The sequence below is a fragment of the Pseudomonas sp. NBRC 111124 genome (assembly GCF_001320245.1).
Classification (GTDB): Bacteria; Pseudomonadota; Gammaproteobacteria; order Pseudomonadales; family Pseudomonadaceae; genus Aquipseudomonas.
In genome coordinates, this window is the sequence record NZ_BCBA01000046.1 from 18307 (window position 1) to 42607 (window position 24301).

Below are 24301 nucleotides of genomic sequence, written 5' to 3' on the forward strand. Positions count from 1 at the left end.
GTCCTGTTCTTCATTGTTGTAAGTACGCATCAGTCGGCGGTGACCTGGGCCAGCATGGCGGCGAGGTAGTGCTCGCCATAGGGTGGCAGCAGCCCCCATTCGCGGCGCGGGTCGTGTGCCGGGGCCTGGAACACAGTACGCAGGTGGCTGAACTGCAGGAACCCCTCACGGCCGTGATAATGCCCCATGCCCGAGGCGCCGACACCGCCGAACGGCGCGTCGTGCAGCGCGGCGTGCATCATCACGTCGTTGAGCGTCACCCCGCCCGACAGCGTGTGGTCGAGCACCCGCTGTTGCTCCTGCAGATCTTCACCGAAGTAGTACAGCGCCAGCGGCCTTGGCCGGCTGTTGATCTGGGCAATGACCGCGTCCAGCGCGTCATAGGCCAGCACCACCAGCGCCGGGCCGAAGATTTCTGCGTGCATGATCTGCGCCTGCTCGGGCGGGTTGACCACCACGCGCAAGGGCCGACGGCGTTCATCTGCGCTGCCGGGGGCCACCTCGGGCATCGTCTCGACACGCACACCAAGCTGCTGCGCATCCTGCACCAACGCCTCGACCCGCGCCAGGTGCTGGGCATTGACCACCGCGACCACGTCCGGGTTACCCATAACGCTCGGGTTGAGCGCGCAATAAGCGGCGCGCAGCTCGGCGATGAAGGGCTCCTGCATCGCCCGGGGCACATAGACCAGGTCCGGGTTGATGCAAATCTGCCCGGCATTGGTGGCCTTGGCCACGGCAATACTGTGCGCGGCCTTGGCCAGGTCGGCGCTGGCGGACACGATCACCGGCGACTTGCCGCCCAGCTCCAGGGTCACCGGCACCAGGTTCTGCGCAGCGTTGGCCATGACTTTGCGCCCCACCGCCGTGCTGCCGGTGAACACCAGATGGTCGAACGGCTGGGCGGTGAAGGCATCGGCCAGCTCCGGGCCGCCAGTCACCACCGCCACCTCCAGCGGGTCGAGGTGCGCGGCGCACAGCTCGGCGACCAGGGCCGCAGTGCGCGGCAGCACCTCGGAGGGTTTGAGGATGGCCCGGTTACCGGCGGCCAGGGCCGACGCCAGCGGGCTGAACAAGGTGTACAGCGGTGCATTCCAGGTGCCGATGATGCCCACCGAGCCCTTGGGCTGGTAACGCACCCAGGCCTTGGCGCCGAGCTGGTCGTAGGGCGCAAAGGGCGCCCTGGGCTCATCGGCCATCCACTGCTGCAGGTGGTCCCTGGCGTGCTTGAGGCTGGCCAGGGCACCGATCACGTCGTTCATCAGGGTGAAACCAGCGGGCCGGCCGCCGAAATCCTCGTCGATGGCTTGGGTCAGGCTCGGATGGTGGCGGACCAGCAGGTCGATCACCTGTTGCAGGCGCTGACGACGGCGATCGGCCGTGACGGCGCCCTCGCCTGCGAAGGCGCTTCGCTGGCGCGACAGCAGGCCGCTGAGGGCCTGGACCGATGACGAAACAGGTGGCATGGGTGTCTCCTCTGGCTGTTGACTGCGCCCGATGCGCATGGCGCCACACTAACCCTTCCGCGAGGGTCGGCGCCTCGTCCGATCGGACCAGAATCGAGCAACTGCGTTAGTCCGTTGAGACGATGCCCGGCAAGGCCTGCAGGCCAATACTGGCGCCACAAAAGCCACCCCGCATGAGGCCAGCCATGGCAACCCCACAGATCGGTTTCGACCCCCAGGCCTTCCGCGCCGCACTTGGCACCTTCACCACCGGTGTCACCATCATCACCTCCCAGGGCGAAGACGGCGCGCCCGTGGGCATCACCGCCAACAGTTTCAACTCGGTGTCGCTGAACCCGCCACTGGTGTTGTGGAGCCTGTCCAAGCAGGCGCGCAGCCTGCCGGTGTTCAGCAATGGCAAGCACTGGAACGTGCACGTGCTGTCGATCGAGCAAGAGAAGCTGTCCGGCCGCTTCGCCACCCAGGGCGAGGACAAGTTCGCCGAAATCGAGCTCGACAACGGCATCAGCGATGCCCCGCTGCTGCAGGACTGCACCGCACGCTTCCAGTGCCGCACGGCCTTCCAGTACGAAGGCGGCGACCATGTGATCTTCGTCGGCGAGGTGCTGGCGTTCGACCACAGCGACCGCGCACCGCTGGCCTTCCAGAGCGGCCAGTACGCCCTGGCCACGCGCAAGCCGCGCAGCGAGCTGCGCCTGGCCACCACGCCGCCGCCACCGGAATGCAGCTACACCGAAGACCTGCTCGGCTACCTGCTGGGTCGCGGCCACTATCAGGTGCTCAACCAGTTGCGCCAGCTGCTCAGTAACCAGCAACTGGATGAACAGGCATTTTTCGTGCTGGCGGTGCTGTCGATCCGCGACAACCTGACCCTGGGCGAACTCAACACCTTCGTCAGCTACACCGGCCACGTGGTCACCCTGGCCGGCATGCGCTTCCTCGAGCGCCAGGGCCTGGTGGCCATCGAGGGTGATGCCGCACAGTTGCGCTTCGTGCTCACCGCCAATGGCCGCGAACTGTCGCTGCAGCAGGTGGCCCTGGCCAAGGTGGTCGAGGAAGACCTCATCGGCAAGCTGGGCGAGGCCGATGCCCAGGCGCTGAAGGTGTTGCTCAAGCGCCTGATCGTGGTCAGCGACCCCGGCCTGCCGGACCTGTGGGCACCGCGATGAGCAGCGCCACGCCAACCCTGCCGGCGGCCACGGTCGGCTGGCGCAGCCATGGCCTGCTGTTGCTGTTGGCGGCCGTGTTCGCCGACAACTTCGTCGGCCGGCAGATCCTGGCGGTGATGTTCGAGCCGATCAAGGCCGAGTTCCAGGTCGGTGACAGCGCGCTGGGCCTGATCTCGGGCCTGGCCTTCGCCGCCGTCTATGCCCTGCTCGGCTTGCCGGCCGGGCGCCTGGTCGACCGCCTGCCGCGCCTGCGCCTGCTGGCGCTGGCCTGCCTGCTGTGGGCACTGGCCACCATGAGCTGCGGGCTGGCGGGCAGTTTCTTGGTGCTGGCCCTGGCGCGCATGCTGGTGGCGGTGAGCGAGGCGCCGACCACCTCGGCGTCGCTGTCGCTGATCGCCGACTTGTACCCGCCGCAGCGGCGCTCGTTCGCCATCAGCTGCTTCACCGCTGCACCGACCTTTTCGTCGATCATCGGCCTGAGCATCGGGGCCTGGGTGGTCGAGCAATACGGCTGGCGCACGGCGTTCATCGCCTTGGGGCTGCCGGCCCTGGCCTTCGCCGCCATCCTTGGGCTGCTGGTGCGCGAGCCGGCCCGTGGCCGCTGGGACCTGAGCCCTCACCCGGCCCCCTCCCCGCGCCTTGGCCTTGGCGCCGAAGCCCGCGCACTGTGGGCGCTGGCGCCCTACCGCTGGCTGATTCTCGCGGGCGGGCTGACCACCCTGGGTTCCTATGCCGTGGCCATGTGGAACACCAGCTTTCTGGTGCGCTCCCATGGCCTGTCGCTGCGCGAGGCTGGCATGCTCGCCGGCGTGGTCTGCGGCAGCGCTGCCGGCATTGGCGGGCTGTTCAGTGGCTGGCTGAGCGACCGCCTGGCCCGCCGGGGCGCGCACTGGCAACTGTCACTGCCGATAGTGGGCCACCTGGCAGCACTCTCGGCGCTGGCCAGTTACCTGCTGTGGCCCAGCGAGCGCCTGATGTACCTGGGCGCCCTGCCGGTGCCGGTGGCCATGCTGTGGTGCGCGTTGTACAGCTTCTTTGCCGTGTGGTGGGTGGCGCCTTCCTACAACCTGGTCACGCAACTGGTGGCGCCACAACAGCGCGGCACGGCCATGGCCCTGCAGACCATCGTCAGCACGCTACTAGGCGTGGGGGCCGGCCCGCTGCTGACGGGTTTGCTCAGCGACCTGCTGCAACCGCTGTTCGGCGTGCAGTCGCTGCGCTACGCGCTGCTGCTGGTGAGCCTGCCGGTGCTGGGCGCGGTGCTGCTGTTGCTGCGCACCTCGGTGCAGGTCAGCGGCCAGGCGCGCGCCGCAACCAGCTGATGAACTGGGCGAACAGTTCCGATTGCGAGTTGATGTCCAGCTTCAGGTAGAGGTTCTTGCGGTGCATCCGCACGGTCTCGGGTGAAATCCCCAGTTCATGGGCCGTGGATTTCACCGAGTGCCCCTGCAGCACCATCTGCGCCACCTGCCGCTCGCGCTCGGTGAGCACCCCGCAACCAAAGCTGTCGAACGCGGCCTGCACGCTCCCTTGGGCTTCTGGCTGCTGCTCCAGCCCATGCCGGGCAAAGCGCATCAACAGCTCGCGCACCATCGGTTCCACGGCCTGCAACAGGTGCAGTTGCGCAACCTCAAGGCGTGCCCCGCTGCAGCCCTGGAACAGGCTCAGGGAGATCTTGCTGTCGTTGCCCAGGTCGACGATGAAGTAGCTGTCTTCGCTGCAGCCGGTGCCGAGGTAGTAGGTCTTGTAGTAGTCGCTGTCGAAGAAGTTGTCCGGGGCGATGTCTTCCAGGTGGTAGAAGCCCTGCGCCAGGCCCTTCTGCACCGCCAGGCAGAACGGGTCGAGCAGGTAGCCCGCGGCGAAATAGCGTTCCAGCACCGCCTCGTGGTAACGGGCCGGAATGCCCTGCTGATACAACAGCTGCGGCGGCTGGCCCTTGCGTTCGAGGCTGATCAGCATCGATTCGGCGGCCACCAGCTGGCTGATGGCCGCGGCCAGCCAGGCCAGCGCGTCCGGGCCCTCGCTGTGGGCGAAGGCCTGTTGCAGGGCGCCGTGCCATTGCTGCAGGGCATGAAACGGCAGGTTTATTGTGGTGTTTTCGTGTGCTCGGCTCATGCCCCGCAGTCTACCGGCCGGGGCACGCGCGTGCATCTTTGGCAGAAGGTCGATCATTGGCCGTGGTACAGACCCTGCTCGGTCAATTCCTGCGCCGCTTCGAGAATGCAGCTGCGCAGGGTGTCGACGATCTCGTCCACCTGAGCGTGGGTGATGATCAACGGCGGCGACATCACGTTCAGGTGCATGATCGGCCGCACCAGCAACCCCTTGGCCTGGGCCCGCACATGGATGCGCTCGCCGATGTTCACCGCATCGGGGAACAGTGCCTTGGTCTGCTTGTTGGCGACGAATTCGACACAGGCCATCAGTTTCATGCAGCGCACCTGGCCGACCAGTGGCAGCTCAGCCAGGGTCTGCAAGCGTTGCTCCAGGTAACTGCCAACATCGTTGACATGGGCCAGCAGGTTTTCCCGCTCGATGATCTCGATGTTCTTCAGCGCCGCCACGCAGCACACCGGGTGCCCGCTGTAGGTGAAGCCGTGGGTGAAGCAGCGGCCCTTGCCCGGCTCGGCGATCACCTTCCAGATGCGCTCGGAGAAAATACACGCGCCCAGTGGCAGGTAGGCCGAGGTAAGGCCCTTGGCGGTGGTGATGATGTCCGGGGTGACGCCGAACAGCGCTTCGGAGGCGAAGAAGGTGCCCAAGCGGCCGAACGAGGTGACCACTTCATCGGCCACAAAAAGGATGTCGTAGGTCTGGCACACTTGCCACATACGCTGGAAGTAGCCCGTCGGCGGGATGATCACGCCGCCCGAGCCCATGATCGGCTCGGCGAAGAAGGCTGCGACGTTGTCTGCGCCCAAGGAGAGGATCTTGTCCTCGAACTCGGCCACCAGGAAGTCGAGGAATTCGGCCTCGTCCATGTCGTCGCCCGCCCGGTAGAAGTTGGGGTTGGAGACGTGGTGGATCAGCTCGTGGGCGTAGTCGAACTCCGGCACCCGGTCGGCGGCCTTGTTGCCGATCGACATGGTCAGACAGGTCGAGCCGTGGTAGGCGTTGTAGCGGGCGATCACGTGCTTCTTGTGCGGCTTGCCGCGGCAGTTCTGGTAGTACTGGATCAGCCGGTAGGCGGTGTCCACGGCAGTGGAGCCGCCGGTGGTGAGGAACACATGGTCGAGGTCGCCGGGCGCAAGGCTCGCGAGCTTCTGGCACAGCTCGATGGCTTTCGGGTTGGCCATGTCCGAGAACGGGTTGGAATAGGCCAGCTGGCGCACCTGGTCGGCGATGGCCAGGGCCATTTCCTCGCGGCCCAGGCCGATGTTGGTGCACCACATGCCGCCGACGGCGTCGAGGAAGCGGTTGCCCTGGGTGTCGTGGATGTAGGCGCCGTCACCGGCCTGGATGTTCAGCGCGCCCTGCTCGGCGTGCTCGTCGAACATGTGGTAGCCGTGCATGTAGTGGGCTTTGTCGGCTTTCACCAGCGGGTCGTTGTGCGGGGTGGCGGCCAATGGGCGAGTCGGGGTAGCCATAAGCAATTCCTTGTCGGATCGGTACGGTGAAAGGGGTCAGATGCCGGTCTTGACCGTGCTCCAGACCCGGGTGATGGCGCGCATGGCCTGCGGGTCCTGGGACTTCTGGGTGAACAGCCGCGCGCGGGTCTGCTCGTCGGGGTAGATCGCCGGGTCGTTGCGGATATCGGCCTGCACCAGGGCGGTGGCGGCCGCGTTGCTGTTGGCGTAGTGGATGTAGTTGGTAACCTCGGCCATGGTCTCGGGCTGCAGCAGGTATTCGATGAAGCGGTGGGCGTTGGCCACGTGCGGGGCGTCATTGGGCAGGTAGAGGCTGTCGAACCAGATCAGCGAGCCTTCTTTCGGGATGAAGAACGCCAGGTTGATGTCCTTCTTCGCCTCCACCGCGCGGGCCTGGGCGGTGGCGTAGTCGCCGGACCAGGTCAGGGCCATGCATACGTCGCCGTTGGGCAGGCTGGTGAGGTAGTTCACCGAGTCGAACTTCTTGATGTAGGGGCGGATGCCCATGAGCACGTCCTGGGCGGCCTTGAGGTCGGCCGGCTTGGCGCTCTGGGGGTCTTTGCCGAGGTACTTGAGGGCCAGCGGGATGACTTCGCTGGGCGCGTCCATCACGGTCACGCCGCAGTCGGCGAAGCGCGAGACGATCTTCGGGTCGAACAGCATGGCCAGCGAGCCGATGGGTGCGTCGGGCATGCGCTGTTTGATCTTGTCGACGTTGTAGGTGATACCCGAGCTGCCCCAGGTGTAAGGCGCCGAGTAGACCATGCCGGGGTCGAAGGCTTGCAGACTCTGCACCACTTGCGGGTCGAGGTTGGCCCAGCTGGGCAGTTTGCTCTTGTCCAGCGGCTGGAACACCCCGGCCTTGATCAGCGGCGGCACCAACGAGCCATTGAGCATCACCAGGTCGTAGCCGGAGCGGCCGGTGAGGAGTTTGGTCTGGACCGTCTCGTAGCCGTCGAAGGTGTCGTAGATCACCTTGATGCCGGTCTGCTTTTCGAAATCGGCGAGGGTGTTTTCGCCGATGTAGTCGGTCCAGTTGTACAACCTGAGCGTGTTGCTGGTGTCTGCCTCGCTGGCCAGGGCGGCCGTGGCGGTACAACACATCAGCAGACTGGAAATCACCTTCAATGCCTTGCGCATAGCAACTCCATCGTGTGATCAGGATCGGCTCGGGCGAGCTGATGGAGCCACTATCCGGGGGATTGGCCTACGGGACCATAACCCGAATGGGTGGGGTCGGCGTCCATAGGCTTAACTTATAAATGCATACGTTTAATCGATTTTATTTATGCACAGTGCACTGCAAGGATGCGTGGCACAGGGCACCCATTGCTCGGCGCCCTTTTCGGTCCCTTTCTGGAGAAGCACGATGCGCCCTTTCTGGCTGGAACAAGCCCTGAAACATCAGTCCGACGAACCCTGTCCGCCCCTGCGACAGGACACCCGCGCCGATGTCTGCATCGTCGGCGGCGGCTATACCGGCCTGTGGACCGCCATCATGCTCAAGGAACAGAACCCTGAACTCGATGTGGTCATCGTCGAAGCGGACATCTGCGGCGCGGGGGCCAGTGGGCGCAACGGCGGCTGTGCGCTGTCCTGGTCGGCGAAGTTCTTTACCCTGGAGCGACTTTTCGGGCTCGAGGAGGCCGTGCGCCTGGTCAAGGCGTCGGAGCAGAGCATTTACGCCATCGGCGACTTCTGCAAAAAGTACGGCGTGGAAGCCGACTATCGGCTCGACGGCACGCTTTATACCTCGACCAGCCAGGCTCAGGTCGGCTCCACCGACGCGGTGGTCGCGGCGCTTGAGCGCCATGGCATCAACACCTTCTGCAAACGCCCGCTTGCCGATGTGCAACGGATGGCGGGCTCGGCCCAGCACCTTGAGGGCTGGTACTCGCCCGCAGCGGCCAGCGTGCAGCCGGCCAAGCTGGTGCGTGGCCTGCGCCGCGTGGCACTGGGGCTGGGCGTGCGCATTCATGAAGGCTCGCCGATGGTCGGCCTGGACGAAGGGCAGCCCGCCACGGTCGTGACACCCCACGGCAAAGTCACCTGCGCCAACGTGGTGCTGGCGATCAATGCCTGGATGTCGCGAACCTTTCCGCAGTTCTCGCGTTCGGTGGCCATTGTTTCGAGCGACATGATCATTACCGAACCCCGGCCGGACCTGCTGCAGCGCATAGGCCTGACCAGCGGCGTGACCGTGCTCGACTCACGAATCTTCGTTCACTACTACCACAACACCCCCGACGGGCGAATCATGCTGGGCAAAGGCGGCAATACCTTCGCTTTCGGCGGGCGCATGCTGTCGGTGTTCGACCAGCCATCGCCGTATGCGAACCTGCTGCGCGATTCGCTGGAAAAATTCTTCCCGGCATTCACCGGCGTCGATATTGCGGCGACCTGGAACGGCCCTTCGGATCGGTCGGTCACCGGTTTGCCGTTCTTCGGCCGCATGGGCACCAAAGGCAATATTTTCTACGGTTTCGGGTATTCCGGAAGTGGTGTGGGCCCGTGCCACATGGGCGGTCAGATCCTGTCTTCGCTGGTGCTGGGGCTGGACAACCCATGGACACGCTCGCCATTGCTCAACGGCCCGCTCGGGCATTTCCCGCCGGAGCCCATCCGCTACCTGGGTTCATTGATGGTGCGCAATGCCATTCGCCGCAAGGAGCGCGCCGAGGACCTTGGCCGGCGCCCTCGCCGGCTGGACGTCCATCTGGCCAAGTTTGCTGCGGCTGCCGGCAAGGCGGACAAGGCGTGAGCGCTCGACAGCCCCGGGGCTGCTTCGCAGCCCATCGCCGGCAAGCGCGGCTCCCACCTTGATCGGCGTACGCAGGACCCTGTGGGAGCCGCGCTTGCCGGCGATGGGCCGTAAAGCGGCCCCGGCAATCCAAGCTGCCCTATGATCAGCGCGGCAGCGGATACAGCGCCTCATCGAACTGGTCCAGCCGTGGGAAGCTCAGCGGCAGGTCATCCGACAGATGCTGGAGGCGCTGTTCGTAACTGTGCAGGAACGCCTGGCGCGCCTCGTCGCTGATGTACGGCACATGCCAGGCCACGAACGGCTCCAGCACCTCGAAACCGACATAGGCCAGGGTGCCGCGCAGGATCGGCCGCAGCATGTCTTGCAGCGGCCCGTGGATCGCCCCTTCGCCGAACATGTGCTCGCGCCCGCCCAGGGTCACGGTCACCAATGCGCGCTTGCCGGCCAGGCCGCCCTGGTCGTAGAAACGCTTGCCGCCGTAGCACACCCCGGACACCAGCACGCGGTCGATCCAGCCCTTGAGCATCGCCGGCGCCGAGAACCAGAAGATCGGGAAGTTCAGCACCAGCAGGTCGGCCCACAGCAGCTTGTCCAGTTCTTGCTGGATATCCGCCGCGATGGAGCCGCTCTTCACGCCCAGACGCTGTTCCAGCGCATACACCAGGTACTCCGGGTTTTCCCGGTGGCTGAAGTCGTCGGCGCTGGCCACCGGGTTCCAGCCCATGGCGTACAGGTCGCTGACCTGCACCTCATGGCCCTGGGCGCGGAAGGTCTGTGCCGCCTGATCACGCAGTGCGGCGGTGAAGGACTGAGGCTCGGGGTGAGCGTGAACGATCAACACTTTCATGGGCAATCCTCAAACAGTTGCCAAAGGGGAATGGGCGTTGCGCGCCGCCAGCAGGCGGTCGAGCCAGTCGGGGTCCATCTCCGGTTCGCAGGAGAACAGCAGCCCGGTGTAGTCACGGTGCGGCGGCTGGAAGATCGCTTCGCGGCTGCCGTGGTCGACCACCCGCCCGCGCTGCATCACCAGCACCTCGTCGGCGATGGCGCGCACGGTGGCCACGTCATGGGTGATGAACAGGTAGGCCACGTCCAGCTCGCGCTGGATACGGTCGAGCAGTTTCAGCACGCCTTCGGCCACCAGCTGGTCGAGGGCCGAGGTCACTTCGTCGCAGATGATCAGCTGGGGCTCTGCGGCCAGGGCACGGGCGATGCAGATCCGCTGCTTCTGCCCGCCCGACAGCTCGCGTGGCAGGCGGTCCATGTACTTGGCCGGCTCCAGGTCGATCATTCGCAGCAGTTCGGCGACTCGCTCGCGCAGCGCCTTGCCCTTGAGCCCGAGGTAGAAGCCCAGTGGCCGGCCGATGATGTCGACGATGCGCTGGCGTGGGTTGAGCGCGGTGTCGGGGATCTGGTAGATCATCTGGATGCGCCGCAGCTGCTCCTTGCTGCGCTGGCGGTAGTCGGCCGGCAAGGCCTCACCGTCATACAGCACCTGGCCCGAGGTCGGCGGCAGCAGGCCGCTGATCAGGCGCGCGGTGGTGCTCTTGCCGCTGCCCGATTCGCCGATCACCGCCAGGGTCTGACCGCGATAGAGCTTCAGCGACACATCGTGCAGCACCGGATGCTGGCCATAGCGGGCATCGGCGTTGCGCACTTCGAGCAAGGGCTTCTCATCGAGTGGGCAGGGCTTGGCCGTGGTGTGGAAATTGCGCACCGCCCACAGCGACTGGGTGTAGGCCTGCTGCGGGGCGCTGAGCATGTGGCGGGTCTGCGCCTCTTCCACCAGGCTGCCGTGGCGCAGCACCATGATGCGGTCGGCCATCTGCGCCACCACCGCCAGGTCATGGCTGATGTACAGCGCAGCGCTGCCGAAGGTCTTCACCGCGTCACGGATCGCCGCCAGTACCTCAATCTGGGTGGTAACGTCCAGCGCCGTGGTCGGTTCGTCGAAGATGATCAGGTCCGGGTGGCAGGCCATGGCCATGGCGGTCATCACCCGCTGCAGCTGGCCGCCGGACAGCTGGTGCGGGTAGCGCTGGCCGATGTGTTCAGGGTCGGGCAGGCGCAGGATGCGGTACAGCTCCACCGCCTCGGCCTCGGCCTTGGCGCGGTCGAGGCCGCCGTTGACCACTGCCGTTTCCACATGCTGGTCGATCAGCCGGTGGGCCGGGTTGAACGAGGCCGCAGCGCTCTGCGCCACATAGGCGATGCGCAGGCCGCGCAGCTTGCGCAGAGTTTCGGTGTTGCAATCGAGCAACTGGATGCCATCGAAGCACACGCTGCCGCCGGTGATCCGGCAGCCGTCGCGCACGTAGCCCATCGCGGCCAGGCCCAAGGTCGACTTGCCGGCACCGGACTCGCCGATCAGGCCCAGCACCTCGCCGCGCTTGAGGGTCAGGTCGATGCCCTTGATCAGCGGGTGCCAGGCGTCGTCATGCTGGCCTTCGATGCGCAGGCCGCGGATTTCCAGCAAGGTGTCAGGGTTCATGCTCAGCACTCCTTCAGGCCACTGGACAGGTGCAGCACCCAGTCGACGACGAAGTTCACGCTCACCGTGATCAACGCCACCGCCAGGGCCGGAAGCAGCGGGCTGATGTCACCGAAGGTGATCAGCACCGCGTTGTCGCGCACCATGCTGCCCCAGTCGGCGGTCGGCGGCTGGATGCCGAGGCCGAGGAACGACAAGGCACTGATGAACAGGAAGACGAAACAGAAGCGCAGGCCGAACTCGGCAATCAGCGGCGCCGCCGCATTGGGTAGCACTTCGCGGGTGACCAGCCACCACAGCCCTTCGCCGCGCAACCGTGCGGCTTCGACGAAGTCCTGCACCACCACGTTCATCGCCACCGCCCGCGACAGGCGGAACACCCGGGTGGCGTCGAGCAAGGCGATCACCAGCACCAGCGAGGTGGCGGTGGTGCCGACCACGCTCAGGATCAGCAAGGCGAAGATCAGCTGCGGGATGGCCATCAGGATGTCCACCAGGCGCGACAGGCCCTGGTCGATCCAGCCGCCCTTGATGGCCGCCACCAACCCGCACAGGCCACCCAGCAGGAACGCCAGGCTGGTGGTCAGGAAGGCGATGCCGAGGGTGTTGCGAGCGCCGAACAGCAGGCGGCTCAAGGTGTCGCGGCCTAGGTTGTCGGTGCCCAGCAGGAACTGCGCGCTCCACGGCGCGAAGCCTTCGCCGACCACCTGGGTTTCGCCGTACGGCGCCAACAGCGGCGCAAACAGCGCCACCACGGTGTAGGCAACAATCACCAGCAGGCCGAACTTGGCGCTCAGGGGCGCACGCAGCACAGGTGTGATCAAGTTCATGGTCTACCCCTTCGGATGCATCAGGCGTGGGTTGCTGGCGATCGACAGCACGTCGGCGCCGGTATTGAGCAAGATGTAGGTGCCGGCGAAGATCAGGCTGCAGGCCTGCACCACCGGGATGTCGCGCTTGGCCACCGCGTCCACCAGCAACTGGCCGAGCCCCGGGTAGACGAACACCACCTCCACCACCACCACGCCCACCACCAGGTACGCCAGGTTCAGCGCCACCACGTTGACGATCGGTGCCAGGGCATTGGGTAAGGCATGCTTGAAGATCACCCGCGCCGGCGACACGCCCTTGAGCCGGGCCATTTCGATGTAGGGGCTGGCCAGCAGGTTGATCAGCGAGGCGCGGGTCATGCGCATCATCTGCGCGATCACCACCAGGCTCAGGGTCGCCACCGGCAGCACCGAGACTTCCAGCACCTCGCCCAGCGAGGCGTCGGCAGGCAGGCTGGAGATGCCCGGCAGCCATTCGAGCTTGACCGCGAACACCAGGATCAGCAGGTAGGCAACGAAGAACTCGGGGAACGACACGGCGCTCAAGGCGCCGGTATTGAGCAGGCGGTCGAACCAACTGTTGCGGTACAACGCCGCAAGCATGCCCAGCAGCAACGCCGTCGGCACCGAGAACAGCGCCGCCAGCAGGGCCAGGCTGAAGGTGTTGCCCAGCCGCGTGCCCACCAGTTCGATGATCGGCCGCTGGTTGGCCAGCGACACCCCCAGGTCACCGTGCAGCAGGCGCCACGCCCATTGCACGAAACGCTCCACGGGCGACAGGTCCAGCCCCAGCTGGGCGCGCAGGGCCGCCACGGTTTCCGGGGTGGCCGACTGGCCGAGCATGGCCTGGGCGATGTCGCCTGGCAGCAGGCTGACTGCCAGGAAGATCACCACCGAGACCGCAAACAGCGACAACAGGCCCAGGGCCAGCCGCTGCACAAGCAGTTTGCCAAGATTGTTCACCGCATCACTCCTTCACTGGACGCCTTCGCTGGATGCATCGACTGGATACCCCGACTGAATACAGGTTCAGCGGCTCAAGCCTGCCACCAGCGCTCGATCACCCGCAGGCCATCCAACTCGCCATAAGGCGCCGTGAGCGGGCCATGGGCCACGCGGCTGGAGCGGGCCGCGACAGAGCTGGCGAACAGCGGCACGATAGCCCCGCCTTCATCGCGGCACAGCGCCTGCATTTCGTTGTACATCTCGCGGCGCAGCGGCTCGTTCATCTCGCCACGGGCGGCGTTGAGCAGCTGGTTGAAGCGCGGGTTGTCCCAGTGGGTCTCGTTCCACGCCGCGCCCTTGGCGTAGCCGATGCTGAACATGCGGTCGGCGGTGAGGCTGGAGTACCAGAACGAGGTGGTGAACGGCTGCTTCATCCACACGTTGGTGAAGAAACCATCGGCCGGTTCGCGCACCACGTCGATGTCGATCCCGGCCTGGCGCGCCTGCTCCTTGAACAGCACCGAGGCATCCACCGCGCCGCTGTAGGCGGCATCGGAAGCCTGCAGGCGCACCTTGAGGCTGTCCATGCCGGCCTGGCGCAGGTAGAAACGGGCTTTGTCCGGGTCGTAGACGCGCTGCTCCAGCGCCGGGTTGATGAAGCGGTTGGCCGGCTGCAGCGGGTGGTCGTTGCCGACCTGGCCGTAGCCATAGAGCACCGAGGCCAGCAGGGTCTCGCGGTTGATCGCGTGCTTGAGGGCCATGCGCACGTTGTTGTCGCGGAACTGCTCGCTGTCGGTGAGCATCGGGAAGGTGTAGTGCTGAGCGCCCTTGGTTTCCTCGATCACCAGCTTGGGGTTGCGCTTGAGCAGGGACACGGTCTTGAGGTCGACCTTGTTGATCACATCGACCTTGCCGGTGACCAGGGCGTTGACCCGCGCGGCGCCGTCGGCGATGGCGATCAGCTCGGCACTGGCGAAGTGCGCCCTGCCCGGCTTCCAGTAGTCCGGGCTGCGCTCAAGGTCCATGCGCACGCCCGGCTCGAAGCCCTTGATGCGGTAGCCGCCGGTGCCGACGCCGGCCTGCCAGTCGGCCAAGCCGTCCTTGGCGGGCATGATCACCAGGTGGTAATCGGCGACCACGTAGGCGAAGTCGGCGTTACCCGAGTGCAGCTCGAACACCACGGTGTCGGGGGCGCTGGCGTGCACCTTGGCGACATCGCCCAGCACGGTCTTGGCCGCAGACGTGGACGTGTCGCCCAGGTGGTGCTGGATCGAAGCCACCACGTCATCGGCGCTCAGGGTCTTGCCGTTGTGGAAGGTCACGCCCTGGCGCAGGGCGAAGGTCCAGACCTTGGCGTCGGGGCTCGATTCCCAGCGCTCGGCCAGCTCGGGGATGGCAGTGCCGTCCACGGAAATTTCGGTGAGCGTGTTGTACACCGCCGAAAAACCGATGAAGGTAAAGGTGTCGACCCACGAGCCTGGGTCCCTGGAGTCGGTGGTGCTGCCCCCGGCCAGGCCCAGGCGCAAGGTGCCGCCCGGCTTTGGCGTGGCCTCTTCGGCATGGCCAGGCAGCGGCAGGCCGAGGGAGAACGCCCCGGCAATGGCCGCAGCGGCCGCGCTGTACTTGAGGAAATCCCGGCGCGGCAGGCCGCCGTCGAGAATGGCGTGAGGATTGTTCTTGTTGTTATCGCTCATGGCATTTGCCCCTGTTGAACCGCAAGGAATTGTTGTTCGGTCAAAGCGGATTGCGTAGAAGCTGTTTACAATTTGTAATTGTTACCGTAACAAATACATTAGCGGCAGGACAAGCTGATTTCCAGCGCCCGATACCGGGCTTTTTCACTGGTGTACCATTGACGTTTTCGCAGGGAGCCTTTGCCCCATGAGCCAGTCGACCCGACTCATCACCGCTTCGTACATCCTTTCGTTCGTGGCGGCCAATGCCCCGCAGAAGTTGCGCACCGAAACCATCGCCAAGTGGGTCAAGGTGCACCCGACCCGCGTGCGCTCGATGGTGTCGCAGATGGTCAAGGCCAACATTCTGACCTCGTTCCGCGGCGCACAGGGTGGTGTGACGTTGGCCCGCGCGCCGCAGGAGATCACCTTGCGCGAGGTGTATGACGCGGTGCAGGAAAGCTCGCTGATCGCCGAGAAGATCGACAACCCGTTTGCCGGGCTCGAAGATCACTGCAAGGTGTATGAAGTGTTCACCCAGTTGTTTGCGATGCTGGAACAGAACATGCGCCTGGACCTGGGGGCGATCACGGCGGATCAGCTGTTCGTGGCGTTCGATACGCCAAAGGAGCACACGGCCTGAACGACGTTTCTGAAAACTGTCGCGTTCCACCCTGTGGGAGCCGCGCTTGCCGGCGATGGGCCGCGAAGCGGCCCCACGATTTCAAGGTTGTTGCATAAATTGCCGGGGCCGCTTTGCGGCCCATCGCCGGCAAGCGCGGCTCCCACAGGGTGGATCGCGCATGACGGTTGCTCCGCCATTCAGAGCTGAATGGCCTTCACCTCGACAAACTCGTTCAGGCCCTCCTCCCCCCATTCGCGGCCATTGCCCGACTGCTTGTAGCCGCCGAACGGCGCCTGGTAGTTGAACGCCCCACCATTGACGAAGCACTGCCCCGCACGCAGCTGGCGCCCCAGTTGCAGCGCCTTGTCGCGGCTGCCCGCCCACACCGCGCTGGACAGCCCGAATGGCGAGTCGTTGGCCAGGGCAATACCCTCGGCCTCATCGGCATAAGGAATCAGGCACAGCACCGGCCCGAAGATTTCTTCCTGGGCAATGCGCATGCGGTTGTCGACGGCGGCGAACAGCGTCGGCGGTACATAGAACCCACGTTCGAAGCCTGGTGCTGTCTCCCCGCCACACAGCAATCGTGCGCCCTCTTCCTGGCCGACCCGGATGTAGTCCTGCACCGTGCGCCGCTGCCCGGCCGAACACATCGGCCCGAGAAAGCTACGCGGGTCCTGCGGGTCACCCATCACCAGGCTGCGGGCCTCGTCCACGGCGATGTCCAGGGCTTCGGCATAGCGCGAGGCCGGCAACAGCATGCGGGTCAGTGCGGTACAGGTCTGCCCCGAGTTGATCATCACGTCCTGTACGCCATGGCGCACCGCCGCTTCCAGCGGGGCGTCGGCGGTGATCAGGAACGGCGACTTGCCACCCAGCTCCAGGCACACGCGTTTAACCGACGGTGCCGCCGCCTGGGAGACCCGCACGCCCGCGCCGGTGGACCCGGTAAACGAAACCATGTCCACCTGCGGGTGCCGTGCCAGCGCCTCGCCGACCTTCGCCCCCGGCCCGCTGACCAGGTTGAACACCCCGGCCGGGAGCCCGATGGCCTCGATCATCTCGGCCAGCAAAAAGGCATGCAGCGGGGTTTCCTGGCTCGGCTTGACCACCACCGTGCAGCCTGCGGCCAAGGCTGGCGCGAGCTTGCCGATCAGCTGGTGCAGCGGGTAGTTCCAAGGGTTGATGAACGCGCACACGCCCACCGCCTCGCGGTACACCAACGAGTTGCCGACTTCGCGCACCTCCTCCATCAGGCCGGCCAGTTCGATGTACTGCTCAAGCCCGACGATGGGCCCGTCGACCTGTACCGACCGGCACCACTGCACCGGCATGCCCAGCTCGGTGGTGATCACCGCGGCCATCTCGTCGGCCCGGGCCTTGAGCTGTTCGGCCAGGGCGCGAATGTACCCGGCGCGCACGCTGGACGGCGTGCGCGACCAGTCAGCGAACGCCTTTCGCGCCGCGTTGACGGCGCGTTCCACATCCTCTTCGTTACCCAGCGGCACCTTACCGGCCACCGCCTCGCTGGCCGGGTCGATCACCTCGGCCATGCCCTGCCCCAGCGGCTGCTGCCAGCGGCCATCGATGAACAAGCGGCTGTATTCACCCATTGCGTTGCGCCTCCATCAGTTCGCTCGCGCACCGGGCTATGCGGCGGCAGGCTTCAGCCAGCGGCTCGGCGCCGAGCACCAGGCCCAGGCGGATATGCCCGGCCGCACTCGGGCCGAACGCTTCACCGGCCAACACCGACACCCCATGCTGGTCGAGCAGGCGGTCGGCGAATGCCTGTGCGCTGAGCCCGGTCTCGCGAATATCGACCATCACGAACATCCCGCCATCGGGTTTCAGTGCCCGTATGCCGGGGCAGTCGGCCAGGCGTGCACACACCAGGTCGCGGCGCTGGCGATAGGCCTCGCGCATGTGTTCGAGTTCCGGCAATGGCTGTACCAGCGCGGCCACTGCCGCATCCTGGATGAAATCGGGCGAGCCATACAGCATGCACAGCGCCAGGTTTTCCAGGTGCCCGGAAAGCGCCGCGGATCCAACCACCCAGCCGACCCGCCAGCCGGTCATGGCATGGGACTTGGACAGGCTGTTCAGCGTCGCCGTGCGCTCGGCCATGCCCGGCAGGCTGGCCGGGCTGATGTGTTCGCCTTCGAACAGCAGCTCGCTGTACACCTCGTCGCTGATCAGCCACAGGTCATGGGCGATGCACAGTTCGGCCAGGGCCTCCCAGGTACTGCGCGGCAGGCTGGCGCCGGAGGGGTTGTGCGGGCTGTTCAGTGCCAGGGCACGGGTGCGCGGGGTGATCCGGGCGGCAACGTCTTCGGGCTGCACGCGAAAGCCATGCTCAGGGCGCACCGGCACCGGCACCACGTTGGCGCCGCAGGCACCGAACACCGCCTCGTAGGTGACATACATCGGCTCGGCGACGATCACTTCATCGCCCGGCTCCAGCACGCATTGCGCGACGCAGAACAGCGCGCACTGCGCCCCCGCCAGCACCGTGACCTGGTCGGCCGTGACCGCCTGACCGCTGCGCTGCTGGTGGCGACGGGCGATGGCCTCGCGCAGGCTGCGCTTGCCGCGCACGTCGGCGTAATGGGTATTGCCGGCTTCGAGGCTGGCCACCGCGGCCTGGACGATCGGCGCCGGGGTGTCGAAGTCCGGGTCGCCGACCGACAGCAGCAGCACGTCGCGGCCCTCTTCGAGCATGGCCAGGGCGCGGTAGTGGATCTCCCAGGCGGCGGCGCCGTCGCCGGCGATCCGTTGGGTCAGTGAGGAAAATCGCATGGCTGGTTGTCCTGTTGTGCGGGGTGGGCTCAGCGCGCGCAGGCGTGCTTGAGCTCGATCAGGGTCACGCCGTTGCGGGCAAAGCCGCCGCGCAGGTCGCGTTGCAGTTCGTCCAGGCTCTGCGGCTGCGCGACCGTGCAACCGAAGGCACGGGCCAGGCCGGTGAAGTCCGGGTTGCGCGGCAGTACGCCGATGGGCTCGATATCGAGGTCGAGCATGTCGTCGCGGATCTGCCCCAGCGCATCGTTGTTCCACAGCAGCACCACCAGCGGGCGGTCCAGCTCCTCGACCGCAGTCGCCAGCTCCTGCGCGGTGTAGAGGAAGCCACCGTCACCCACCAGCACCAGGCCCGGGCGGTCGGCCGTGGCGAACATCGCGCCGATACCGGCCGGCAGGCCGTAGCCGAGGGTGCCGTAGCCGGTGGGGTGCAGCCAGCTGCGCGGCGCCCGGCTGTTGAAGACGTAGTTGCCGGTGTAGGCCAGCTGGGTCATGTCGGTGCTGACGAAGGCGTTGTCCGGCAGCTCGGCCGCGACCCGCTGCAGGATCGCTTGGTGAAGCGCCTGCAAGGGACCGTGGCCGGCCTGCACGGCAGCACGCAGCCGGGCCACTGCGGCGCTTGCCTGGGAGGCATCGCGCACGCCATCCGGCAACTGTTTGAGCAGCCCCGCCAGGGTCTGCCGGGCATCGCCGAGCAACGGCACCGCGCACGGGTAGAAGTCGTTGAACTTGCGCGGGTCGATATCCACCCGCAGCAGGTCGCCGGTCAGTGGCAGGCGCTCGCGCCAGAAGTCGGTGTCGGCCATCTCGGTGCCGACCGCCAGCACCACGTCGGCCTCGGCGATCAGTGCCCAGCCTGGTTCCACGCACAGGGTGGAACCGGCGTTGAGCGGCGAGCCCAGCGGTGCCAGGCCCTTGCCGGCGACGCTGGTGAACAGCGGCGCCGCCAGGCGTGTGCTCAACTGCTGCAGCTCGGCGCCTGCCTGCAGGGCGCCGCCGCCGGCGATGATCATCGGGCGCTTGGCCGCGGCCAGCCTGGCAGCTGCCTGTTGCAGGCTGTCGAGGCTGGCCGGGCCGCGACCAGGGCGGCGCACCACTTCATGGCTCCAGTCCCGCGCCACCGGCGCCGCCAGCACGTCCAGCGGCACCGAAATATGCACCGGCCGCGGGCGTTCGCTGTCGAACACGGCATAGGCGCGGGCGATCAGCTCCGGCAGGTCTTCGGCCTTCAGCGCCACGGCCGAGAAGGCCGTGATCGGCGCGGTCATCGCGCGTTGGTCCTGGGTTTCATGCAGGCAGCCCCAGCCTTTGCCCAGGCTGGCGGTATGATTGACGCTGGAAATCACCAGCAGCGGAATCGAGTCGGCGTAAGCCTGACCGATGGCGGTGGCCGCATTCGTCACGCCGGGGCCGGTGATGACAAAGCAGACGCCGGGCTTGCCGCTGACCCGGGCATAGCCGTCGGCCATGAAGCCGGCGCCCTGTTCGTGCCGGGTGAGCACGTGGCGAATGCCACTGCCGGGCAGGCCGCGGTACAGCTCAAGGGTATGCACGCCGGGGATACCGAAGACGGTATCGACGCCGTAGTTGGCCAGCAGGCGCACCAGCGCCTGGCCGCCTGTGAGTGTGGGGTTCGTCATGTTCATGTCCTTACACCTGGCCGAGGCGGATCAAGGCATCGACCGCAGTGGTGCCATTGGCACCGACCATCAATGGGTTCACATCCAGCTCCAGCAGCTGGCTGGCGTTTTCGCAGGCGTAGTCGGCCACTGCGCGGATGGCAGCGACCAGCGCGTCCAGGTCGGCCGCCGGCTTGCCACGGAAGCCCTGCAGCAAGGCTGCGCTGCGCAGGCTGAGCACGGCCTTGCGGATGGCGCCGTCGGTGGTCGGCAGCAGCAGGCTGGTGCTGTCCTTGAGCAGCTCGACGAGGATGCCGCCGGCACCGATCACCAGCGCCAGGCCGAAATCCGCCTCGCGCTTGATGCCGACGATCAGCTCGGCCAGTGGCGCGCTGGCCATGGGTTCGAGCAGCACCTGGTCGAAGCCGACGCCTGGCGCGTAAGCGGCAATGCGTGTGCGCATCTGCTCAAGCGCCCGGCCGAGGGCGGCCTCATCGGCCAGGTTCAGCGCCACCGCGCCGGCCTCGGTCTTGTGCGGCAACTGCGCGCTGACGGCCTTGAGCACCAGCGGATAGCCCACTTTGCCGGCATCGGCCAGTGCGCTCTGCGGGCTGCTCAGCACGCCACTCGGGATGGGCAGGCCGAAGCCGCGCAGGGCCTGCTTGGATTCCCACTCGTTGAGCAGGCGGCTGTCACCGGACAGCGGCTGCGGGCACAGCGGCACCCGCGCCGATTCGCCCAGCGCCAGCAAGGCCGGGCGCTGCTGTGCGTAACGGGCAACCCGGCCCCAGGCGGCGAGGCCATCCTCTACCCCTTGCAGCGCTGGCACGCCGGCCGCGTGCAAGCGTTCACGGGCGCTGGCTGGCAGCAGTTCCGGGAAGGCCGAGGTGACGAAACCGGTCTTGCCATGGCGCTTGAGCGCCGCACAGTACAGTTCCAGCAGCAGGTCGCATTCCTTGCGCTCGCCGGTGAACTCGGCGGGGTAATCGAGCACCAGCATCGCCGCGTCGGCGTCGCTGCGCAGGGCGCTGTCGAGCATGCGCGCCTTGGCCGGGCCGTCGCCCCAGATCGCCGTGGTGAAGTCCAGCGGGTTGACCAGGTTGGCGTAGGCCGGCAGTACCTGGGCCAGCTCCTCGACCTGGCGGGCGTCCAGCGCCGGCAGGCTCAACTGGTTGCTTTCGCTGTAGTCGGCGATCAGCCCGGCATCGCCGCCCGAGCAGGCCAACGCGATCAGGCTGGCGCCTTTGGGCAGGTTGCCGCAGGCAGCGGCCTTGAGGGTTTCGACGAAGCTCACCGGGCCGCTGACCCGGATCACCCCCAGGCGCTCGAACAGGCTGTCGTAGAGGGCATCGGAGCCGGACAGCGAACTGGTGTGGCTCAGCGCCAGCTCGGCGCCGATCTGCGACACGCCAGTCTTCAGCGCGACGATGGGGATGCCCTTTTCCAGTGCCTTGTGCGCGGCGCGGGCAAAGCCCGGCACGTTCTTCAAACCTTCGAGGTGCAGGCCAATGGCGGTGACCCGGGGTTCGTCAAGCAGCACGTCCATCAGTTCGGCGATGCCCAGTTGCGCCTGGTTGCCGACCGACGCCATGTAGGCCACCGGCAGCGAGCGGTCGCTCATCGACAGGTTGTAGGCGAAGTTGCCGCTCTGGGTGAGCACCGCCACGCCCTTCTCCACCGCCTTGCCACCGTGAGCCACCGGCCACAGCGCGGCGCTGTGCAGGTAGTCGAGCAGGCCGTAGCAGTTGGGCCCGAGCAGCGCCATGTCACCGGCGGCGTCGAGCAGCTGCTGTTGCAGTGCCTGGCCTTCAGCGCCGCTTTCGGCAAAGCCCGAGGCATAGCAGATCGCCCCGCCCGCCCCTTTTTTGGCAAGTTCGGCGACGCAGGCGAGGGTCAGTTCGCGGTTAGTGGCGATGAACACCGCGTCAGGCGCGCAGGGCAGCTCGGCCACGCTGCGCACACAAGGCACGCCGTCGATGCTGTCGTGTTGCGGGTTGACCAGCCACATCTGGCCCGGGTAGCCGCCGTCAGCGCAGCGCTTGAGCGCCCGGGCCATGCTGCGGCCACCGACGAAGGCCAGGTGCTGCGGCGCCAGCAGGCGTTTGAGGTTGTCACGAATGGCTTGCGACATGGTGAGGCTCCGGTCAGCGCAGCAGTGGGCGCAGCAGTTCGCGCGAAATGATGTGCCGCTGGATTTCCGAAGTGCCTTCCCAGATCCGCTCGATGCGCGCGTTGCGCCAGATCCGCTCGACCGGCCCTTCGTCCATCAGGCCCATGCCGCCGTAGATCTGCACCGCTTCGTCGGCGACCTTGCCGAGCACTTCGCTGGCGAACAGCTTGGCCATGCCGGCCTCGCCGTCGGTCATGCTGCCCTGGTCCATCTTCCAGGCGGTGTGCAACGTCAGCAGCTCGGCGGCGCGGATCTGCGTGGCCATGTCGGCGAGCTTGAACGACACGCCCTGGTAGGTGCCGATCGGCTGGCCGAACTGCTTGCGGTCGGCCGCCCACTGCAGCGACACGTCCAGCGCGCGCTGAGCCTGGCCGACGCAGTTGGCGGCAACCATGACCCGGCCTGCGGTCAGCCAGGCGTTGGCCACTTCCCAGCCCTTGCCGACTTCGCCGAGCACCTTGGCAGCCGGCACCTTGCAGTCATCGAAGAACAGTTCGTAGGTGTGGTAGCCGCGGTTGCTCACGCATTTCGGGCCACGGCGGATGGTCATGCCCGGTGTGCCGCGATCGACCAGGAACGCGGTGACGGCATTGCGCTTGCGGCCGTTGTGCTCGTAGGTGTCGGTGACGGCAAAGACGATGGCGAAGTCTGCGTGCCCGGCATGGCTGATGAAGTGCTTGCTGCCATTGATCACGAAGTCATCGCCCTCGCGCACGGCGCGGGTCTTGATCGAATTGGCGTCGGAGCCGGCGCCCGGTTCGGTCAGGGCGAAGCAGTCGGTCTTCTCGCCACGGATGCATGGCAGCAGGTAGTCCTCGACCTGCTGGCCGGTACAGGCCATGAGGATCTTCGAAGGCCGGGCGACGAACACATGCAGCGCCCACGAGACCTTGGACAGCTCGCGCTCGATCAGGGCCTGGGACAGGTAGTCGAGGCCGCCGCCACCGACTTCCTCGGGCATGTTGAAGGCGTAGAAGCCGGCGGCGATAGCCTTGCCGCGAATCTGCGCGGCGAGCTCCGGGGACACTTCGTCGGCACGGTCCACGGCTTCTTCATGGGGCAACAGCTCCTTGGCGACGAAGCTGCGTACGGCATCCACCAACATTTCTTGTTCTTGGGTGAGTTGGAAATTCATGGCCTGTTCCTGGGTAACCGGGGGAAGAGTGAGTGCTTATTGGCCGCTGAAGCGTGGCGCGCGTTTTTCCGTGGCGGCGCGCAAGGCCTCGGCGCCGTCCTCGCTGCGCCCGCAGAGCAGGCCGGCGGCCAGTTCGGCCGTGAGCTGCTCGGCGAGGCTGCGCGAGGCGCCTTCGCGCATCAGGCGCTTGGTCTGGGCGTAGGCAAAAGTCGGGCCTTGGGCCAGGCGCGCGGCCAGTTCGGCAGTAGCGGCGAGCAGTTGGTCGTCGGCGACCACTTCACCGACCAGGCCGGCCGCCAGGGCGCGTTCGGCGCCCCACAGTTCATCGAGGAACAGCAGGCGCTTGGCCTGCTCGCTGCCGATCAGCCGTGGCAAGTGCCAGCTGGCGCCGGCGTCCGGCGAGTAGGCCATGCTGGTGTAGCCGGCCTTGAAGCGGGCCGACTGGGCAGCCAGGCGCAGGTCGCAGCACAGCGACAGGTCCATGCCGGCGCCGACGGCGGTGCCGTTGATGGCGGCGAGGGTGGGTTTGTCCAGGTTGTGCAGGCAGTGCATCAGCGCGTGGGCGGTTTCGGTCCAGCCGTAGGTTTCCAGTGCGCCACGGGCTTCGGCTTCGGCCCATTCGGCAAGGTCGGCGCCGGCGCAGAAGCTGCGGCCGGTGCCGGTCAGCACGACCACGCGCACGGCGGGGTCGGTGTTGAAGGCTTCGAGGGTGGCGTGCAGCTGCTTCAGGGTGGGGATGTCCAGCGCGTTGCGCTGTTCGGGGCGGTTCAGGGTGATCCAGGCAACGCCGGCTTCAACCTGGGTGATTAGGGACGACGGAGCGGTCATGACGGGCCTCGGATTATTGTGATTGCTGTGGGAGGTGAGGCTCATGCTAAACGAGTGTTCAACAAGGAGGCAATTGGGGTTATCGCGGTGTTACAACTTCGAACAAGTGGGGGGAATCAGGGGATGGAGCGGGGTTGCGTTTGGGCCAACAGGTGTACGACGAAAAGTTTTTGGCGCCGATGAGATCGAGCGCCGCCCGCGCGGCG

Annotated in this window: 19 protein-coding genes; 4 read left to right on the top strand and 15 right to left on the bottom strand. The window is 66.5% G+C overall.

The features are described 5' to 3' along the window. Positions 1-29: 29 nt before the first annotated feature. Entirely contained in the window at positions 30-1466 is a 1437-nt protein-coding gene (locus tag APH28_RS18640) for a coniferyl aldehyde dehydrogenase (RefSeq protein WP_060511912.1), read from the bottom strand. 185 nt (positions 1467-1651) lie between these two features. Between APH28_RS18640 and APH28_RS18645 the strand changes: the two genes are divergently transcribed. Then, the gene (locus APH28_RS18645) at positions 1652-2635 is read left to right on the top strand and encodes a flavin reductase (RefSeq protein WP_060511914.1); all 984 of its coding nucleotides are present in this window, start codon (positions 1652-1654) and stop codon (positions 2633-2635) included. Further along, positions 2632-3957 carry an MFS transporter gene (locus APH28_RS18650; protein ID WP_060511916.1) on the top strand — a complete coding sequence of 442 codons (1326 nt, stop codon included), beginning with the start codon at positions 2632-2634 and terminating at the stop codon, positions 3955-3957. The genes APH28_RS18645 and APH28_RS18650 overlap by 4 nt, the downstream gene beginning before the upstream one ends. On the opposite strand, the gene APH28_RS18655 is transcribed toward APH28_RS18650, so the two are convergent. The 3 genes from APH28_RS18655 to APH28_RS18665 are packed head-to-tail and all read right to left on the bottom strand — an operon-like array spanning position 3926 to position 7362. Beyond that, positions 3926-4750, bottom strand: coding sequence for a helix-turn-helix transcriptional regulator (locus APH28_RS18655; protein ID WP_156340924.1), 825 nt, complete (start codon positions 4748-4750; stop codon positions 3926-3928). The two genes, APH28_RS18650 and APH28_RS18655, sit on opposite strands and share 32 nt — an antisense overlap. A 53-nt stretch (positions 4751-4803) precedes the next feature. Next, positions 4804-6222, bottom strand: a complete 1419-nt coding sequence (locus APH28_RS18660; RefSeq protein ID WP_060511919.1) for an aminotransferase — start codon at positions 6220-6222, stop codon at positions 4804-4806. Positions 6223-6258: 36 nt separating this feature from the next. After that, a complete protein-coding gene (locus tag APH28_RS18665) occupies positions 6259-7362 on the bottom strand; it encodes a polyamine ABC transporter substrate-binding protein (protein WP_060511922.1) in 1104 nt (367 codons plus the stop codon). Between the two features lie 229 nt (positions 7363-7591). Here APH28_RS18665 and APH28_RS18670 point away from each other — a divergent pair, with 229 nt between their 5' ends. Continuing rightward, positions 7592-8983, top strand: coding sequence for an FAD-dependent oxidoreductase (locus APH28_RS18670; protein WP_060511924.1), 1392 nt, complete (start codon positions 7592-7594; stop codon positions 8981-8983). A gap of 145 nt (positions 8984-9128) precedes the next feature. Here the strand turns inward: APH28_RS18670 and APH28_RS18675 are convergent, their stop codons facing one another. The 5 genes from APH28_RS18675 to APH28_RS18695 form a co-directional block, all read right to left on the bottom strand. After that, the gene (locus APH28_RS18675) at positions 9129-9833 is read right to left on the bottom strand and encodes an NAD(P)H-dependent oxidoreductase (RefSeq protein WP_060511926.1); all 705 of its coding nucleotides are present in this window, start codon (positions 9831-9833) and stop codon (positions 9129-9131) included. A 9-nt stretch (positions 9834-9842) separates the two neighbouring features. After that, a complete protein-coding gene (locus APH28_RS18680; RefSeq protein ID WP_177334277.1) occupies positions 9843-11477 on the bottom strand; it encodes an ABC transporter ATP-binding protein in 1635 nt (544 codons plus the stop codon). 2 nt (positions 11478-11479) lie between these two features. Further along, complete coding sequence (locus tag APH28_RS18685; protein WP_060511928.1) at positions 11480-12307, bottom strand: ABC transporter permease; 828 nt, start codon at positions 12305-12307, stop codon at positions 11480-11482. A gap of 3 nt (positions 12308-12310) precedes the next feature. Further along, complete coding sequence (locus APH28_RS18690) at positions 12311-13270, bottom strand: ABC transporter permease (protein ID WP_060511930.1); 960 nt, start codon at positions 13268-13270, stop codon at positions 12311-12313. Positions 13271-13344: 74 nt separating this feature from the next. Continuing rightward, complete coding sequence (locus APH28_RS18695) at positions 13345-14946, bottom strand: ABC transporter substrate-binding protein (RefSeq protein WP_060511932.1); 1602 nt, start codon at positions 14944-14946, stop codon at positions 13345-13347. A gap of 187 nt (positions 14947-15133) precedes the next feature. On the opposite strand from APH28_RS18695, the gene APH28_RS18700 reads away from it, so the two are divergent. Next, entirely contained in the window at positions 15134-15568 is a 435-nt protein-coding gene (locus APH28_RS18700; RefSeq protein WP_060511934.1) for an Rrf2 family transcriptional regulator, read from the top strand. A 179-nt stretch (positions 15569-15747) separates the two neighbouring features. Here APH28_RS18700 and APH28_RS18705 read toward each other — a convergent pair whose 3' ends face one another. The 6 genes from APH28_RS18705 to APH28_RS18730 are packed head-to-tail and all read right to left on the bottom strand — an operon-like array spanning position 15748 to position 24095. Beyond that, positions 15748-17163: an aldehyde dehydrogenase family protein gene (locus APH28_RS18705; protein ID WP_060511936.1), complete on the bottom strand. Its 1416-nt coding sequence runs from the start codon at positions 17161-17163 to the stop codon at positions 15748-15750. Then, entirely contained in the window at positions 17156-18346 is a 1191-nt protein-coding gene (locus tag APH28_RS18710) for a pyridoxal phosphate-dependent aminotransferase (RefSeq protein ID WP_060511938.1), read from the bottom strand. Before APH28_RS18710 ends, APH28_RS18705 begins: the two co-directional genes overlap by 8 nt. Before the next feature lie 29 nt (positions 18347-18375). Further along, a complete protein-coding gene (locus APH28_RS18715; RefSeq protein WP_060511954.1) occupies positions 18376-19983 on the bottom strand; it encodes a 5-guanidino-2-oxopentanoate decarboxylase in 1608 nt (535 codons plus the stop codon). A gap of 10 nt (positions 19984-19993) precedes the next feature. After that, the gene (locus APH28_RS18720; RefSeq protein WP_060511940.1) at positions 19994-22093 is read right to left on the bottom strand and encodes an acetate--CoA ligase family protein; all 2100 of its coding nucleotides are present in this window, start codon (positions 22091-22093) and stop codon (positions 19994-19996) included. A 13-nt stretch (positions 22094-22106) separates the two neighbouring features. After that, positions 22107-23267, bottom strand: coding sequence for an acyl-CoA dehydrogenase family protein (locus APH28_RS18725; RefSeq protein WP_060511942.1), 1161 nt, complete (start codon positions 23265-23267; stop codon positions 22107-22109). A gap of 36 nt (positions 23268-23303) precedes the next feature. Continuing rightward, entirely contained in the window at positions 23304-24095 is a 792-nt protein-coding gene (locus tag APH28_RS18730) for an enoyl-CoA hydratase/isomerase family protein (protein ID WP_060511944.1), read from the bottom strand. Positions 24096-24301: the final 206 nt, after the last annotated feature.

Bases quoted from the DNA above. Each gene is read 5' to 3' on its own strand.
- APH28_RS18640 (WP_060511912.1), bottom strand. From the start codon at position 1,466: ATGCCACCTGTTTCGTCATCGGTCCAGGCCCTCAGCGGCCTGCTGTCG.
- APH28_RS18645 (WP_060511914.1), top strand. From the start codon at position 1,652: ATGGCAACCCCACAGATCGGTTTCGACCCCCAGGCCTTCCGCGCCGCA.
- APH28_RS18650 (WP_060511916.1), top strand. From the start codon at position 2,632: ATGAGCAGCGCCACGCCAACCCTGCCGGCGGCCACGGTCGGCTGGCGC.
- APH28_RS18655 (WP_156340924.1), bottom strand. From the start codon at position 4,750: ATGAGCCGAGCACACGAAAACACCACAATAAACCTGCCGTTTCATGCC.
- APH28_RS18660 (WP_060511919.1), bottom strand. From the start codon at position 6,222: ATGGCTACCCCGACTCGCCCATTGGCCGCCACCCCGCACAACGACCCG.
- APH28_RS18665 (WP_060511922.1), bottom strand. From the start codon at position 7,362: ATGCGCAAGGCATTGAAGGTGATTTCCAGTCTGCTGATGTGTTGTACC.
- APH28_RS18670 (WP_060511924.1), top strand. From the start codon at position 7,592: ATGCGCCCTTTCTGGCTGGAACAAGCCCTGAAACATCAGTCCGACGAA.
- APH28_RS18675 (WP_060511926.1), bottom strand. From the start codon at position 9,833: ATGAAAGTGTTGATCGTTCACGCTCACCCCGAGCCTCAGTCCTTCACC.
- APH28_RS18680 (WP_177334277.1), bottom strand. From the start codon at position 11,477: ATGAACCCTGACACCTTGCTGGAAATCCGCGGCCTGCGCATCGAAGGC.
- APH28_RS18685 (WP_060511928.1), bottom strand. From the start codon at position 12,307: ATGAACTTGATCACACCTGTGCTGCGTGCGCCCCTGAGCGCCAAGTTC.
- APH28_RS18695 (WP_060511932.1), bottom strand. From the start codon at position 14,946: ATGAGCGATAACAACAAGAACAATCCTCACGCCATTCTCGACGGCGGC.
- APH28_RS18700 (WP_060511934.1), top strand. From the start codon at position 15,134: ATGAGCCAGTCGACCCGACTCATCACCGCTTCGTACATCCTTTCGTTC.
- APH28_RS18705 (WP_060511936.1), bottom strand. From the start codon at position 17,163: ATGGGTGAATACAGCCGCTTGTTCATCGATGGCCGCTGGCAGCAGCCG.
- APH28_RS18710 (WP_060511938.1), bottom strand. From the start codon at position 18,346: ATGCGATTTTCCTCACTGACCCAACGGATCGCCGGCGACGGCGCCGCC.
- APH28_RS18715 (WP_060511954.1), bottom strand. From the start codon at position 19,983: ATGACGAACCCCACACTCACAGGCGGCCAGGCGCTGGTGCGCCTGCTG.
- APH28_RS18720 (WP_060511940.1), bottom strand. From the start codon at position 22,093: ATGTCGCAAGCCATTCGTGACAACCTCAAACGCCTGCTGGCGCCGCAG.
- APH28_RS18725 (WP_060511942.1), bottom strand. From the start codon at position 23,267: ATGAATTTCCAACTCACCCAAGAACAAGAAATGTTGGTGGATGCCGTA.
- APH28_RS18730 (WP_060511944.1), bottom strand. From the start codon at position 24,095: ATGACCGCTCCGTCGTCCCTAATCACCCAGGTTGAAGCCGGCGTTGCC.